Origin of the sequence: Caulobacter soli (assembly GCF_011045195.1) — a bacterium.
In the GTDB taxonomy this organism is placed as follows: domain Bacteria; phylum Pseudomonadota; class Alphaproteobacteria; order Caulobacterales; family Caulobacteraceae; genus Caulobacter; species Caulobacter soli.
On sequence record NZ_CP049199.1, the window covers coordinates 1737095 to 1751092 of the forward strand.

Sequence of the window (13998 nt, forward strand, 5' to 3'; positions counted from 1 at the left end):
ACGATCAGATGTCGATGAACGATCCCCTGAGCGATATGATCGCTCGCATCAAGAACGCCGCCACGCGCAAGCGCGCCAAGGTCGCGACGCCGGCTTCCAAGCTGCGCGCCCGCGTCCTGGACGTGCTGGCCGACGAAGGCTACATCCGCGGCTACTCGCTGGTCGAGAAGCCCGGTGCGTTCCCCGAATTCGAGATCGAGCTCAAGTATTTTGACGGTGAGCCCGTGATCGCCGAGATCAGCCGCGTGTCCAAGCCTGGTCGCCGCGTCTATTCGTCGATCAAGGACCTGAAGCCGATCAAGAACGGCCTGGGCATCTCGATCCTTTCGACGCCGAAGGGCGTCATGTCGGACTCCGCCGCACGCGACGCTAATGTCGGTGGCGAAGTCCTCTGCCGCGTCTACTAGGCGCGGGAGGGAAAGAGCATGTCACGTATCGGTAAGAAGGCCGTCTCGATCCCCAAGGGCGTCACCCTGACGCTCGAGGGCCAGACGGTGTCGGTGAAGGGGCCTAAGGGCCAACTCTCCTGGACGGTTCCGGAAGAAATCGAGATCAAGGTCGAAAGCGAAGAGCTGACCCTGACCCCGCGGAACGAGTCCACGCGCGCCAAGTCGATGTGGGGTCTGTCCCGCACGCTGGTGTCCAACATGGTGCACGGCGTCACGACGGGCTTCGAGGAAACCCTCGAACTGGTCGGCGTTGGTTACCGCGCCGCGATGAAGGGCTCCGCGCTCTCCATCCAGCTCGGTTTCTCCCACGACGTAGACGTCGAGGCTCCGGCCGGCGTCACCTTCGCGGTGCCCAAGCAGACCGAAATCAAGATCGCCAGCGCTGATAAGCAGGCGGTTGGCGAGATTGCCGCGAAAATCCGCCGCATTCGTCCGCCGGAGCCCTACAAGGGCAAGGGCGTGCGCTATGCTGGCGAGAAGGTTCGCCGCAAGGAAGGCAAGAAGAAGTAAGCCATGGCGCTCTCACCTCGCGAATCCGCCGTGCGTCGTGCCCAACGCACCCGCACCCGCCTCAAGGCCCTGTCCAATGGTCGCCCGCGTTTGTCGGTCTTCCGTTCGTCCAAGAACATCTACGCCCAGATCATCGATGATGAACGCGGCGTGACCCTGGCTTCGGCCTCCACCCTCGAGGGTGAAGGTTCGGCCAAGGGCGCGGACAAGGACGCGGCCGCTCTGGTCGGCAAGCTCGTCGCCGAGCGCGCCATCGAAAAGGGCGTCAAGGACGTCGTCTTCGATCGCGGCGGCTACATCTTCCACGGACGGGTGAAAGCCCTGGCCGACGCCGCGCGCGAAGCCGGCCTGAACTTCTAAGGGAAACATCATGGCTCGTGGTGACCAACAGCGCGGTGAAGGCGGTCCTCGTCGTGACCGTCGCGACCGCAACGCCCCCGAAGAGCGGGTCGACAGCGACATCGTCGAAAAGCTCGTCCACATCAACCGCGTCGCCGCCACCGTAAAGGGCGGCCGTCGCTTCAGCTTCGCTGCTCTGATGGTCGTTGGCGACCAAAAGGGCCGCGTCGGCTTCGGTCATGGCAAGGCGCGTGAAGTGCCGGAAGCCATCCGCAAGGCGACCGAAGAAGCCAAGAAGACCATGGTCCGCGTCCCGCTCCGCGAGTCGCGCACCCTGCACCACGACGGCTACGGCCGTTGGGGCGCTGGCAAGGTCATGATGCGCGCTGCCCCTCCCGGCACGGGCGTCATCGCCGGTGGTCCGATGCGCGCGGTTCTCGAAACCCTGGGCGTCCAGGACGTCGTGGCCAAGTCGACGGGTTCCTCGAACCCGTACAACATGGTCCGCGCCACGTTCGAAGCCCTGAAGGTTCAATCGTCGCCCCGCCAGATCGCCGCCAAGCGCGGCAAGAAGGTTGGCGACATTCTCGGCCGCCGCGCCGACGGAGCCTCGGCTCCGGACGCTCTCGAGGGCTAAGACATGGCTGAAGCTAAAACCGTCAAGGTTCGCCAAACCGGCAGCCCGATCCGTCGCAACGCCGTCCAGCGCGCCACGCTCGCTGGCCTGGGTCTCAACAAGCTGGGCCGCGAGTCCACGCTGGAAGACACCCCCTCGGTGCGCGGGATGATCCGCAAGGTCCAGCACCTGCTGGAAATCGTCGAGTAGTTCTGCTACACGACAGCGAAATCGCCACCCCGGTGAAAGCCGGGGTGGTTTTCGTTTTAAGTTCGATACCGTTTTCAAGCCGAGTCCGGCCGCTGGCCGGGCGCAGATCTCCAAGGAGAGGCACATATGACCAAGCTTAATGAACTGGCTCCGGCTCCCGGCTCCACCAAGGGCCGCATGCGCATCGGCCGCGGCCCGGGTTCGGGCAAGGGCAAGACCGGTGGTCGCGGTGTGAAGGGCCAGAAGGCGCGCTCGGGCGTCGCCATCGCCGGCTTCGAAGGCGGCCAGATGCCGCTGCACATGCGTATGCCTAAGCGCGGCTTCAACAACCCCTTCCGTCTCGAGTTCGCCGAAGTGAACCTGTGGCGCCTGGAGCAAGCCGTCGAAGCCGGCAAGCTGAAGGCCGGCGCGACGGTTTCCGTCGCCGACCTGGTCGCCGCGGGCGTGATCCGTCGCGAACTGGACGGCGTGAAGCTGCTGGGCAAGGGCGAAATCAAGTCGGCCCTGAAGCTGACCGTCTATTCGGCGACCGAAGCGGCCATCAAGGCCGTCGAAGCCGCCGGCGGTTCGGTGACCGTGACCAAGAAGGCCAAGGTTCAAGCTGAAGCCTAAGACCATAATGTCATCCCGCGCGACGGCCCTGGTTTTGGGGCCGGCGCCGGGATCGCGAAGAGGGCAGGGGAGACCCGCCCAGGCCGCAGTTTCCCGCCGGGATGACAGAATATCGAGGCTCGCCGTGACATCGCGGCGAGCCTCACCTATGTACGGCTCCGTACTCGGGCCTTGTCCGGCCCCGGCGATTCATCGCCGCCTGGACCTGGCCCGGCTTAATGCTTGGAGCGCGACCTGACCGCGGATGCGGCGCGCGCTCTCGACGTGGGGATTTGAATGGCCTCGGCCGCCGAACAACTCGCAGCCAATATGAACTTCGGGTCCTTCCAGAAGGCCACCGAACTTCACAAGCGCATCTGGTTCACGCTCATCGCCCTGATCGTCTACCGGCTCGGCACCTATGTGCCGATCCCGGGGATCAATCCGGAAGCCTTCGCCGCCGCGTTCTCGCAGCAGTCGAAGGGCATCCTGGGCATGTTCAACATGTTCTCGGGCGGCGCCGTGCAGCGCATGGCCGTCTTCTCGCTGAACGTGATGCCCTACATCAGCGCCTCGATCATCGTGCAGCTGATGGGCTCGGTGTATCCGCCGTGGGAAAAGCTGAAGAAGGAAGGCGGCGAGGCCGGCCGCAAGACCCTGAACCAGTACACCCGCTACCTGGCGGTCGTGTTGGCCGTGGTGCAGTCGTTCTCGATCGCCGTGGGCCTGCAGAGCCAGGCCAACATGGTGGTCGGCGGCATCGCCCCGGCCTTCTTCATCGCCTCGACCGTCGTGGCCCTGACGGGCGGCACCCTGTTCCTGATGTGGCTGGGCGAGCAGATCACCAGCCGCGGCGTGGGCAACGGCGTTTCGCTGATCATCTTTACCGGCATCGTCTCGGCCCTGCCGCTGGGCGTGGTGCGGATGTTCACTCAGGTGCAGACCGGCGCGATGTCGGGCTTCGCCCTGTTCGCGGTGGCCGTCCTGGCCGTGGCCGTGATCTTCGCCATCGTCTTCGTCGAGCGCTCGCAGCGCCGCCTGCTGGTGCACTATCCCAAGCGCCAGCAAGGCAACCGGATGATCGGCGGCGACACCTCGTTCATCCCGCTGAAGCTGAACACCGCCGGCGTCATCCCGCCGATCTTCGCCTCCAGCCTGCTGCTGCTGCCGACGACCGCCATGGGCTTCCTGGCCACGGCCACCTTGCCCAACTGGCTGCAATGGCTGCCGACCGCGGTCGGCGCCCTGCAGCATGGTCAGCCGCTGTTCATGGTGCTGTACGCGGCCCTGATCATCTTCTTCTCGTTCTTCTACACCTCGGTCGTGTTCAATCCCGACGAGACGGCGGAGAACCTGCGTAAGTATGGCGGCTTCATGCCGGGCATCCGCCCGGGCAAGCGGACGGCGGAATATCTGGACTACGTCCTGACCCGCCTGACCGTGATCGGCGCGGCCTACATCACCGCCGTCTGCATCCTGCCGGAACTGCTGATGAGCAGCATGGGCCCGACCAAGTTCACCCTGGGCGGCACCTCGATCCTGATCGTCGTGACCGTGACCATGGACACGGTCGCCCAGATCCAGTCCCACCTGCTGGCGCACCAGTATGAGGGCCTGATCAAGAAGTCCAAGCTGCGGGGCGGCAAGGGCCGCTAGGCTCCGCTCCGAAACATCGCGGGACCGCGAAGGTCAAATGCGGAAGCCGGTTTGTCACAAACCGGCTTCCGTTTTTATCGAACCCACTCTAGGTCTGGGCGGACACGGGCGACAGACCCGTGGAAACGCAGGAAGCGCATTGATGAACTTGATCCTGTTCGGGCCGCCGGCGGCGGGCAAGGGCACCCAGGCCAAGCGCCTGGTCGAGCAGCGGGGCATGGTCCAGCTGTCGACCGGCGACATGCTGCGCGCCGCCATCGCCTCGGGCTCGGAGCTGGGGACGAGGGTCAAGGGCGTCCTGGATCGCGGCGAGCTGGTCACCGACGAGATCGTCATCGCCCTGATCGAAGAGCGGCTGCCCGAGGCGGAAGCCGCCGGCGGGGCCATCTTCGACGGTTTCCCACGCACCGTGCCCCAGGCCCAGGCGCTGGACGCCATCCTGGCCAAGCGGGGTCAGAAGATCGACTCGGTTCTCCGACTCAAGGTAGACGAGCCGGCTCTGATCGAACGGATCACCAAGCGATTCGCCGAGCAGGGCCGCCCCGACGACAATCCGGAAGTCTTCGTCACGCGCCTGGCGACCTACAACGCCCAGACCGCGCCGCTCCTCCCTTACTATCGGGACCAGGGCAAGCTCACGGAACTTGACGGCATGGCTTCGGTGGACGCCGTCGCCGCCTCCATCGACGCCGCGCTCTCGGTCGTGGCTTAAGACTTCGTTGGAATCCTCTCGTTTGAGCGGATTCCGCCATTGACGGATGCGCAACTATCCCTATAACGGGGCGCTTCCGCGAAAGGGCGCGATCTGTGCGCGCCGGACTGGGTCGAAAGACCGGGCCGGGCGCGCCGTTCGCGTCTTTAGTGCGTGACTAGGAGAACATTAGACGTGGCCCGTATCGCAGGCGTCAACATCCCGACGAACAAGCGCGTTTTGATCGCGCTTCAGTACATTCATGGCATTGGCCAGAAGTCCGCTCGTGACATCGTCACGAAGGTGGGCATCGACGACACTCGCCGGGTCAATCAGCTGACCGACGCCGAAGTTCTGCAGATCCGTGAAACGATCGACAAGGACTTCACCGTCGAAGGCGACCTGCGCCGCGAAAACTCGATGAACATCAAGCGCCTGATGGACCTGGCCTGCTATCGCGGCCTGCGTCACCGTAAGGGCCTGCCGGTCCGCGGTCAGCGCACGCACACGAACGCTCGCACCCGCAAGGGTCCGGCCAAGCCGATCGCCGGCAAGAAGAAATAAGGTAGCCTGACGATGGCCAAGGAACCGGCTCGCGTTAAAAAGCGCGAACGTAAGAACATCACCTCGGGCGTGGCGCACGTGAACGCCTCGTTCAACAACACCATGATCACCATCACCGACGCTCAGGGGAACACCATCTCCTGGTCGAGCGCCGGCATGATGGGCTTCAAGGGCTCGCGCAAGTCGACCCCGTACGCCGCTCAGATGGCTGCGGAAGACGCTGGCAAGAAGGCCGCCGAGCACGGTGTGAAGACCCTCGAGGTCAACGTGTCGGGTCCGGGTTCGGGCCGTGAGTCGGCCCTGCGCGCCCTTCAGGCCGCCGGCATGACCATCACGACGATCCGCGACGTCACGCCGATCCCGCACAACGGCTGCCGTCCGCCCAAGCGTCGTCGCGTCTAGTACTTTTACTACCCAATTCTCCATCGCCGGCTGCGAGATTCGCGGCCGGCGAGCCGCGTTCAAGGGATCGACCACGTGATCGAAAGAAACTGGAACGAGCTGATCCGTCCTGAGAAGCCGCAAATCGAGACTGGCGCCGACGCGACCCGCAAGGCTCGCATCGTGGCTGAGCCGCTCGAACGCGGCTTCGGTGTGACGCTCGGCAACGCTCTCCGCCGCGTCCTGCTCTCCTCGCTTCAGGGCGCCGCCGTCACCGCCATCCAGATCGATGGCGTCGTACACGAATTCTCCTCGCTCGAAGGCGTCCGCGAAGACGTCGTCGACATCGTTCTGAACATCAAGCAACTGGCCGTGCGCATGCACGCCGAAGGCCCCAAGCGCATGACCCTGCGCGCCACGGGCCCCGGCCCGGTGACCGCCGGTCAGATCGAAACGCCTTCGGACATCGAGATCCTGAACCCCGACCACGTGCTCTGCACGCTGGACGACGGCGCTTCGGTGCGCATGGAGTTCACGGTCAACACCGGCAAGGGCTACGTCCCGGCCGACAAGAACCGTCCGGAAGACGCGCCGATCGGCCTGATCGCCGTCGACGCCCTGTACTCGCCGGTCAAGCGCGTCGCCTATCGCGTCGAGCCGACCCGTCAAGGCCAGTCGCTGGACTATGACAAGCTGATCCTGGAAGTGGAAACCAACGGCGCGGTTACGCCGGTGGACGCGGTGGCCTACGCCGCCCGCATCCTGCAAGACCAGCTGCAGATCTTCATCACCTTCGAAGAGCCCAAGGCCAAGACCGCCGACGAGGCCAAGCCGGAACTGCCGTTCAACCCGGCCCTGCTGAAGAAGGTGGACGAACTGGAACTGTCGGTCCGCTCGGCCAACTGCCTGAAGAACGACAACATCGTCTACATCGGCGACCTGATCCAGAAGACCGAAGCCGAGATGCTGCGCACCCCGAACTTCGGCCGCAAGTCCTTGAACGAAATCAAGGAAGTGCTGGCCGGCATGGGTCTGCACCTGGGCATGGACGTGCCGAACTGGCCGCCCGAAAACATCGAAGACCTGGCCAAGAAGTTCGAAGACCAGATCTAAGAGAGTATATCGAGTACCGCGCTTAATCCGGGCCGTTCCTTTCGAGGAGCGGCCTGGGCCTTTTGAAGCCGCAACAGCGGTGGAGGGCCCCGGCGCTTCGTTCTGAACCCGGCAGGGACGCCGCTGGGATTGGTGACAATCAGCGCTTCTTCTTCGCGCTTCAGCGGGCCACGGCCCAGGAGACATTACAATGCGTCACGGTAAGGCTCACCGTAAACTCGGTCGTACGTCCGCTCACCGCACCGCCATGTTCGCCAACATGTCGGCCTCGCTGATCAAGCACGAGCAGATCGTCACCACCCTGCCCAAGGCCAAGGAACTGCGTCCCTTCGTCGAAAAGCTGGTCACCCTGGCCAAGCGCGGCGACCTGCACGCGCGTCGTCAGGCCATCTCGACCGTCCGCGACGTCGAGCAAGTCGGCAAGCTGTTCGCCACCATCGGTCCCCGCTACAAGGATCGTCAGGGCGGCTACATCCGCGTCCTGAAGGCCGGCTTCCGCTACGGCGACAACGCCCCGCTGGCCGTCATTGAGTTCGTCGACCGCGACGTCTCGGCCAAGGGCAAGGACTCCGGCCCGGTCTACTCGGCCGACTCGGAAGACTAAGATTTTCAGCCTCGGCTGACGGAAAAGGCCCCGGAGCGATCCGGGGCCTTTTTTGCGCTCGGGCGCCTGCGACAGGTTGCATCAGTTCACGCTGTCGCCCCGGTAGAGGTTTTGTTCACCTCGCCGCAGCATCCTTCGCCCTCAAGAACCCTGGGGAGGGATGGAGATGAAGATCTCCGGCGTCATGCGCGGCTTCGGCGGCGCGCTCGCGGCAGGGGTGATCCTGGCCGGCGGAGTGGCCCTGTTCGCGATCGAGGGTCTGCGCGTGGGCGGGCCGCTGTTCCGCCAGATCGTCGACAACAAGGACATCGTCGCCGACATCCTGCCGCCGCCGCTGTATGTGGTCGAGGCCGACCTGGTGGCGACCAAGCTGGTGGCCCATCCCGAGACCGTCGACGCGGCCGCCGACAAGCTGGCGGCGCTGCGCAAGGACTACGACACCCGTCGCGCCTACTGGAAGACCGCGCCCATCGATCCGGGCATGCGCGACATGCTCGTCGACCAGTCGGCCGCGCCCGCCCTGGAATTCTGGAACGAGATCGACCGGGAGATCTTGCCCGCCGTCCGGGCCGGCGACCTGGAACGCGCCCGTCAGGGCCTGGCCCGGGCCGACGCCGCCTACGAGGCCCATCGCGCCGTGATCGACAAGGTCGTGGTGATGGCCAATCACGACGCCGCCGCGGTCGAGGCGCGCGCGGCGGGCCAGACCCGTCTGGCCTTCGCCCTGCTGGCCGGGGCCGGGCTCCTGATGCTGCTGGTGGTCGTCGGCGGGATCGTGCTGATGGGCCGCCGCATCGTGCGGCCGATCCAGGCCATGACCGGCTTCATGGGGCGGCTGGCGGCCGGCGACTACGATCGCGCCGTGCCCTTCGCCGGGCGTCAGGACGAGATCGGCGAGATGGCCAATTCGGTGGCCGTGTTCCGCGAGGCGATCGTCGCGCGGCAGGCGGCCGAGGACCGCATCGCGGCCGAGCGCGACCAGACCGAGTCCGCCAAGGCTCGGCACGACGCCGAGCGGCGGTCCGAGGAAGCTGGTCGGCTGCAGGTGGTCGAGGCCCTGGGCGCGGCGGTGGCCCGACTGAAGGCCGGCGACCTGACGGCGCGGCTGGAGACGGCTTTCCCTCAGGCGTACGAAGGCCTGCGTGGTGACTTCAATCGGGCGATCGCCGGGCTGGAGGCGGCGCTGGGCGAGGTGATCGAGGGCGCGGGCGGCCTGCGGGCCGGGGCGCGCGAGATCAGCGGCGCGATCGAGGACCTGTCGGCCCGCACCGAGCGTCAGGCCGCCAGCCTGGCCGAGACGGCCGTGGCCTTGGGCGAGGTCAGCGCCAGCGTCAGGCGCACCGCCCAGGGCGCGGACGAGGCCAATACCGCCGTGATCGACAGCCGCACGGTCGCCGACCGTTCCAGCCAGGTGGTGGGCCGCGCGGCCGAGGCCATGAGCCAGATCGAAAGCTCCTCGGCCAAGGTCTCGCAGATCCTGGGCGTCATCGACGAGATCGCCTTCCAGACCAATCTGTTGGCCCTGAACGCGGGTGTCGAGGCCGCGCGGGCCGGTGACGCGGGCCGAGGCTTCGCTGTCGTCGCCCAGGAGGTGCGGGCCCTGGCTCAACGCTCGGCCGAGGCCGCCAAGGAGATCAAGGGCCTGATCACGGAGTCGTCCGACCATGTCCGCTCGGGCGTGACCCTGGTCGGCGAGGCCGGCGCGGCGCTGGGCGACATCGTCGAGCGGGTCGGGGTGATCGGCGGGCTGATGGAACAGATCGCCCAGTCCAGCCGCGAGCAGGCGGCGGGCCTGGCCGAGGTCGACCTGGCGGTCGGCCAGATGGATCAGGTCATCCAGCAGAACGCCGCCATGGCCGAGCAGGCCACCGCCGCCAGCCGAGGCCTGGCCGACGACGCCGTGCGCCTGGAGGCCCAGGTCGAGCACTTCCAGGTTTCGAGCGACCAGAGCGCCTGGGCGGCGGCCTAGGGTCTATTCCTTGGTCAGGTCCTGGCGGCGGAACAGCGCCACCGCGCCGCCGCCCAGCAGCACCAGCCAGGCCAGCAGGAACACCAGCGCCAGACCAGCTGGGCCAGCCTCGGGCCGCGCGTCGGCGGACGAGGCGACGAAGGTCTTCAGGACGCGGCCGGCATAGGCGGGCACCAGCAGGCTCTTCCAGGTGGAGGCCTGCAGGGTGGCGGCCAGCGTCGATTGCAGGAACACCACCACCAGGCCGGCGATCACCGCGCCCAGGGTCGAGCGGGTCAGCACGCCGATCAGGGCCGCCAGGGCGCCGATCAGCAGCACCTCGAGCCACGTCACCAACGTCACCCCGGCATACTGGCCCAGGAAGGCTGGTCCGGCCGAAGGGCTGACCAAGGTCGCATGGTCGATGGCGCCACCGAACAGTCCAGCCAGGACGGCGGTGACGGCGGTCAGCAGCAGGCTCCAGGCGGCGGCCTCGGCGAAGACGATCAGCTTGGCGGCCAGCAGGTTGACGCGGCTGTTGCGTGGCGTGACCAGGCGCCAGGTTTCCCAGCGATAGTCGCCGGCGAAGATCGCGGCCGCTCCGATCAGCAGGAACAGGGCGGTGATCGGTCCCGAAACGCCGGCCACCGCGCCCATGGCCCGGTTGGCCAGGTCGACAGTTGTTCCACCCGGCATGCCCTTGCGCAGCACGACATGGACGAACAGGTCGCCGGCCATGCTGAACAGCATGGCGACCAGGGGCATGAAGCCGAAGCCCCAGAACAGGGAGACCCGGTCGCGGGACAGGCGGAAGCGCTCGGCGGCGATGGCGTCAGCGAGCATCGGCGAGGTCCCCATTCTTTCGGTCGGTCGGCTCGAGCGCGCCCAGATAGGCGCTTTCCAGATCGCCCTCGCGCCAGCGGGCCTCGGTGATCTCGACTCCGGCCTCGACCAGGGCGCGGATCAGGGCGGGCGTCTCGGCGCGCAGCACGTCGGCCAAGACGGCGTTCGGACCGTCGGGCTCGCCCTTGTCGCCCAGCACCGCCAGGGCCTTGTCGACCGGCGAGACGGTCAGGCGCAGGCGTGGCTTGCCGCCGGTCAGGGCCTCGACCTCGCCCTCGGCGGCCAGCTTGCCCTTGGAGAAGATCGCCACCCGGTCGCAGACCCGGCGAACCTCGTCCAACTGGTGGCTGGCCAGGATGATGGTCACGCCTTCCTTGTTGGCCAGGTCACGGATCAGGGCGCGGATTTCCTGGATGCCGGCCGGATCCATGCCGCTGGTCGGCTCGTCCAGGATCACCAGCTCGGGGCGGGTGAAGAAGGCCGCGGCCAGGCCCAGGCGCTGCTTCATGCCCACCGAGAAGGTGCCGGCCTTGCGATCGGCCGCGCCGCCCAGGCCCACGCGCTCCAGCCAGTAGTCGATGTCGGCCGAGCCCGTCGCGCCGCTTTCCATGGCCAGCATCTTCAGCACGTCACGGGCGGTCAGATAGGGCGGATAGCGCGGAGTCTCGATCATCGCCCCGACCCGCCGCAGGGACGTGGCCTGGCCGGCCGGAGCGCCGAACAGCCGCGCGGTCCCGCTGGTGGGCCGCACCAGGCCCAAGGCGATACGGAACAGGGTGCTCTTGCCCGCGCCGTTGGGACCCAGCACGCCGAACACGCCGCCGGCCGGGATGCGCAGCGATAGACCGTCCAGGGCGCGCACCGCGCCATAGGTCTTGACGAGGCTGTCGGCCTCCAGGGCGAAACTCATGCGGAACGGGTTCCGGCGGCGGTCATGCGGGGCGACTCCCTGAAAGATCCGGGGACTATGGCCGCGCGGCCGAGTCCCGCCAAGTTAAGTCGCGGTCATGCGTGGCGATCCGTCATGAGGCTGGGCTATAGGCGAAGCGTTCGAGTACGAGGTGCGTGATGGTCGCTGTGTGCCGCTGGCTGGCGTTGATCGTGGTGATGACGCTGGGCGCCTGGGCCGGCCCACTGTCGGCGCGAGCCGCGCCGCCGGCGAAGTCGGCCCTGACGATCCTGATCTCGCTGGACGGCTTCCGGCCCGACTATCTGGATCGGGGGGTGACCCCGACTCTCGGCGCCCTGGCCGCCGACGGCGCGCGCGGGGCCATGCGGCCGTCGTTCCCGTCGCTGACCTATCCGAACCACTACACGCTGGTGACCGGCAAGCGGCCTGATCACCACGGGATGGTCAACAATACGCTGGAAGACGCCGAGATCCCGGACGTCAATTTCAGCATGTCGAACCACGCGGCGGTCGGCGACGGGCGCTGGTGGGACGAGGCCAAGCCGATCTGGGTCAGCGCCGAGCAGCAGGGCGTTCACGCCGGCACGCTGTTCTGGCCGGGCTCGGAAGCGGAAATCGACGGTGTGCGGCCCAGCCATTGGAAGCTGTACGACCAGAACCTGTCCTACGACGACCGCGTCGACACCGTGCTGTCGTGGATCGACGCCAAGGATCCGCCGCTGGGCTTCGCCACCCTCTATTTCGACCGCACCGACACTCAAGGCCATCACTATGGGCCGGACTCGCCGGAGGTGAACGTCGCCGCCGCCGAGGCCGACGCCGCCATCGCCCGGCTGGTGGCGGGGCTGAAGGCGAGGGGGCTCTACGAGACCACCAACATCATCATCGTCGCCGACCACGGCATGGCGCCCCAGCCGTTGAGCGGCCTGGTCGACGTCTCGACCTTGGTCGATCCGGCCAAGGCCAAGTTCGTCAGCACCGGCTCGATCGTCGGCGTGCGGGCCTTGCCGGGCTTCGAGGCCGGGGTCGATGCGGCGATGCTCAAGCCCCATCCGCACCTGACCTGCTGGCGCAAGGGCAAGATTCCGGCCCGCTATGGCTATGGGACCAATCCGCGCGTGCCGCCGATCGTGTGCCTGGCCGAGCGGGGGTGGTACTTCGTCACCGCCGCCGCCCTGAAGAAACGCCTGGCCGAGCATCCGCGTGACGGCGGGGCCCACGGCTACGACCCATCCGATCCCACCATGCGGGCGGTGTTCGTGGCCCATGGCCCAGCCTTCCGGTCGGGCGTGGTGCTGCCGGTGTTCGACAATGTCGACGTCTATCCGCTGCTGACCCGTCTGATCGGCGTGAAGGGGGACAAGGGCGACGGCGCGTTCGGGCCGCTGAAGCCGGCGCTGCGCTAGGTCGCGATCACCGCCGCCAGCCGTGTCTCCATCCGGTCGAGCGCCTTGGCGAAGACGGCAGGGTCGTCCAGCGCGCGACTCAGGACGAGCGCGCCCTGGATCTGGATCAGAGCGTCTTCGGCCGCGTCCCGCGCCGGCGCGGCGGGCAGGCCGCCGCGCTCCAGCGTTACGGCCAGGGCGTCGCGCCAGGCGGTGAAATAATCGGGAATCTGGCCTGGAAAGCGTTCGCGCACATTGTCCAGGGCGAAGGCTCCGACCAGGCAGATGCGTCTGCCGGACCGGAAATAGTCGTCGACCGCCCGACGCATGGCGCCGATCGTCGCCTGAAACTCTCCGTCCGCGCGCAACGGCGCGAACACCTCCGTCTCGAACCAGGCGTCGATCTGGGCCAGGACGGCGGCTCCCATCTCCGCCTTCCCGCCAGGGAAGAAATTGTAGAGGCTGCCCTTGCCCAGGCCGGTGCGCTGGCTGATCACCGACAGGCTGGCGCCCTCGAAGCCGTGTTCGCGGAACGCCTCCGCCAACAGCGGAACCACCTCGGCGCGTTCGCCGACGCCTCTGGCCATGCCTAAAGCCCCATTTCGGTCAGGCCCGGATGATCGGCCGGGCGCGGCCCCAGCGGCCAGAAGTAGCGGCGCTGGTCCTCGCTGATCGGATGCTCATTGATGCTGGCCTCGCGCCGTCGCATCAGGCCGTCGGCCTCGAACTCCCACTGCTCGTTGCCATACGCCACGTACCATTGATGCGAGTCGTCGCGATATTCGTAGCGAAAGCGCACCGAAATCCGGTCGCAGGTGAAGGCCCACAGCTCCTTGATCAGGCGGTATTCGAGCTCCTTGTTCCACTTGCGGATCAGGAGGGCCTCGGCCGCCGCGCGGCCGTCGGCGAATTCGGCGCGGTTTCGCCAGCGGGTGTCCTCCGTATAGGCCAGGGCGACCTTTCGGGCGTCGCGACTGTTCCAGCCATCCTCGGCGGCCCGGACCTTTGCGGCGGCGGTCTCCGGCGTGAATGGCGGAAGCGGGGGGCGGGTCACGGACATCGAGGCTTCTCCTGAAGGTTTGTACTGATTGGTACAATTGTACCGATCGGTACAGTGTGGTGAGAGGTGCGTCAATCCGAGCTCTTGCCTGGATAGTTTCGATATGCGTTAAATATTGCGGATATTCG

General features: G+C 66.9%; 17 protein-coding genes and 2 pseudogenes. 15 read left to right on the top strand and 4 right to left on the bottom strand.

Going from position 1 to position 13998, the window contains the following annotated elements:
- Window positions 1–8: 8 nt before the first annotated feature.
- The 14 genes and pseudogenes from rpsH to G3M62_RS26920 form a co-directional block, all read left to right on the top strand.
- Entirely contained in the window at window positions 9–407 is a 399-nt protein-coding gene (rpsH, locus tag G3M62_RS08435) for a 30S ribosomal protein S8 (RefSeq protein WP_007662733.1), read from the top strand.
- 18 nt (window positions 408–425) lie between these two features.
- On the top strand, window positions 426–959 hold the full coding sequence (rplF, locus tag G3M62_RS08440; protein WP_165186192.1) for a 50S ribosomal protein L6: 534 nt from the start codon (window positions 426–428) through the stop codon (window positions 957–959).
- 3 nt (window positions 960–962) lie between these two features.
- Window positions 963–1319: a 50S ribosomal protein L18 gene (gene rplR / locus G3M62_RS08445; RefSeq protein WP_165186194.1), complete on the top strand. Its 357-nt coding sequence runs from the start codon at window positions 963–965 to the stop codon at window positions 1317–1319.
- Between the two features lie 10 nt (window positions 1320–1329).
- A complete protein-coding gene (gene rpsE, locus G3M62_RS08450) occupies window positions 1330–1935 on the top strand; it encodes a 30S ribosomal protein S5 (RefSeq protein ID WP_165186195.1) in 606 nt (201 codons plus the stop codon).
- Window positions 1936–1938: 3 nt separating this feature from the next.
- Complete coding sequence (gene rpmD / locus G3M62_RS08455) at window positions 1939–2124, top strand: 50S ribosomal protein L30 (protein ID WP_165186197.1); 186 nt, start codon at window positions 1939–1941, stop codon at window positions 2122–2124.
- Window positions 2125–2250: 126 nt separating this feature from the next.
- Window positions 2251–2736, top strand: coding sequence for a 50S ribosomal protein L15 (gene rplO, locus G3M62_RS08460; protein WP_165186199.1), 486 nt, complete (start codon window positions 2251–2253; stop codon window positions 2734–2736).
- Between the two features lie 276 nt (window positions 2737–3012).
- Window positions 3013–4371 (top strand): preprotein translocase subunit SecY, encoded by a 1359-nt coding sequence (secY, locus tag G3M62_RS08465; protein ID WP_165186200.1) that lies wholly within the window; start codon window positions 3013–3015, stop codon window positions 4369–4371.
- Between the two features lie 142 nt (window positions 4372–4513).
- Entirely contained in the window at window positions 4514–5083 is a 570-nt protein-coding gene (locus G3M62_RS08470; RefSeq protein WP_165186202.1) for an adenylate kinase, read from the top strand.
- A 174-nt stretch (window positions 5084–5257) separates the two neighbouring features.
- The gene (gene rpsM, locus G3M62_RS08475) at window positions 5258–5626 is read left to right on the top strand and encodes a 30S ribosomal protein S13 (RefSeq protein ID WP_062145564.1); all 369 of its coding nucleotides are present in this window, start codon (window positions 5258–5260) and stop codon (window positions 5624–5626) included.
- A 12-nt stretch (window positions 5627–5638) separates the two neighbouring features.
- A complete protein-coding gene (gene rpsK, locus G3M62_RS08480) occupies window positions 5639–6028 on the top strand; it encodes a 30S ribosomal protein S11 (protein WP_018112960.1) in 390 nt (129 codons plus the stop codon).
- A gap of 75 nt (window positions 6029–6103) precedes the next feature.
- Window positions 6104–7120, top strand: coding sequence for a DNA-directed RNA polymerase subunit alpha (locus G3M62_RS08485; protein WP_056724706.1), 1017 nt, complete (start codon window positions 6104–6106; stop codon window positions 7118–7120).
- Between the two features lie 190 nt (window positions 7121–7310).
- A complete protein-coding gene (rplQ, locus tag G3M62_RS08490) occupies window positions 7311–7724 on the top strand; it encodes a 50S ribosomal protein L17 (protein ID WP_165186204.1) in 414 nt (137 codons plus the stop codon).
- A 781-nt stretch (window positions 7725–8505) separates the two neighbouring features.
- A pseudogene (locus G3M62_RS26915) lies at window positions 8506–8646 on the top strand (HAMP domain-containing protein); the annotation flags it as partial.
- Between the two features lie 501 nt (window positions 8647–9147).
- A pseudogene (locus G3M62_RS26920) lies at window positions 9148–9693 on the top strand (methyl-accepting chemotaxis protein); the annotation flags it as partial.
- A gap of 3 nt (window positions 9694–9696) precedes the next feature.
- On the opposite strand, the gene G3M62_RS08500 reads toward G3M62_RS26920, so the two are convergent.
- Both G3M62_RS08500 and G3M62_RS08505 read right to left on the bottom strand, forming a co-directional pair.
- On the bottom strand, window positions 9697–10515 hold the full coding sequence (locus tag G3M62_RS08500) for an ABC transporter permease (RefSeq protein ID WP_165186207.1): 819 nt from the start codon (window positions 10513–10515) through the stop codon (window positions 9697–9699).
- Window positions 10505–11425, bottom strand: coding sequence for an ABC transporter ATP-binding protein (locus G3M62_RS08505; RefSeq protein ID WP_165186208.1), 921 nt, complete (start codon window positions 11423–11425; stop codon window positions 10505–10507). The genes G3M62_RS08500 and G3M62_RS08505 overlap by 11 nt, the downstream gene beginning before the upstream one ends.
- A gap of 158 nt (window positions 11426–11583) precedes the next feature.
- Here G3M62_RS08505 and G3M62_RS08510 point away from each other — a divergent pair, with 158 nt between their 5' ends.
- Window positions 11584–12831, top strand: a complete 1248-nt coding sequence (locus tag G3M62_RS08510; RefSeq protein ID WP_165186210.1) for an alkaline phosphatase family protein — start codon at window positions 11584–11586, stop codon at window positions 12829–12831.
- Here G3M62_RS08510 and G3M62_RS08515 read toward each other — a convergent pair.
- The gene (locus tag G3M62_RS08515; protein ID WP_165186211.1) at window positions 12828–13397 is read right to left on the bottom strand and encodes a TetR/AcrR family transcriptional regulator; all 570 of its coding nucleotides are present in this window, start codon (window positions 13395–13397) and stop codon (window positions 12828–12830) included. The genes G3M62_RS08510 and G3M62_RS08515 overlap by 4 nt on opposite strands.
- A gap of 2 nt (window positions 13398–13399) precedes the next feature.
- Window positions 13400–13870, bottom strand: coding sequence for a nuclear transport factor 2 family protein (locus tag G3M62_RS08520; protein WP_205691962.1), 471 nt, complete (start codon window positions 13868–13870; stop codon window positions 13400–13402).
- Window positions 13871–13998 lie beyond the last annotated feature (128 nt).

Coding starts and splice junctions, on each gene's coding strand:
- rpsH (WP_007662733.1), top strand. CDS start 9: ATGTCGATGAACGATCCCCTGAGCGATATGATCGCTCGCATCAAGAAC.
- rplF (WP_165186192.1), top strand. CDS start 426: ATGTCACGTATCGGTAAGAAGGCCGTCTCGATCCCCAAGGGCGTCACC.
- rplR (WP_165186194.1), top strand. CDS start 963: ATGGCGCTCTCACCTCGCGAATCCGCCGTGCGTCGTGCCCAACGCACC.
- rpsE (WP_165186195.1), top strand. CDS start 1,330: ATGGCTCGTGGTGACCAACAGCGCGGTGAAGGCGGTCCTCGTCGTGAC.
- rpmD (WP_165186197.1), top strand. CDS start 1,939: ATGGCTGAAGCTAAAACCGTCAAGGTTCGCCAAACCGGCAGCCCGATC.
- rplO (WP_165186199.1), top strand. CDS start 2,251: ATGACCAAGCTTAATGAACTGGCTCCGGCTCCCGGCTCCACCAAGGGC.
- secY (WP_165186200.1), top strand. CDS start 3,013: ATGGCCTCGGCCGCCGAACAACTCGCAGCCAATATGAACTTCGGGTCC.
- G3M62_RS08470 (WP_165186202.1), top strand. CDS start 4,514: ATGAACTTGATCCTGTTCGGGCCGCCGGCGGCGGGCAAGGGCACCCAG.
- rpsK (WP_018112960.1), top strand. CDS start 5,639: ATGGCCAAGGAACCGGCTCGCGTTAAAAAGCGCGAACGTAAGAACATC.
- rplQ (WP_165186204.1), top strand. CDS start 7,311: ATGCGTCACGGTAAGGCTCACCGTAAACTCGGTCGTACGTCCGCTCAC.
- G3M62_RS08500 (WP_165186207.1), bottom strand. CDS start 10,515: ATGCTCGCTGACGCCATCGCCGCCGAGCGCTTCCGCCTGTCCCGCGAC.
- G3M62_RS08505 (WP_165186208.1), bottom strand. CDS start 11,425: ATGAGTTTCGCCCTGGAGGCCGACAGCCTCGTCAAGACCTATGGCGCG.
- G3M62_RS08510 (WP_165186210.1), top strand. CDS start 11,584: ATGGTCGCTGTGTGCCGCTGGCTGGCGTTGATCGTGGTGATGACGCTG.
- G3M62_RS08515 (WP_165186211.1), bottom strand. CDS start 13,397: ATGGCCAGAGGCGTCGGCGAACGCGCCGAGGTGGTTCCGCTGTTGGCG.
- G3M62_RS08520 (WP_205691962.1), bottom strand. CDS start 13,870: ATGTCCGTGACCCGCCCCCCGCTTCCGCCATTCACGCCGGAGACCGCC.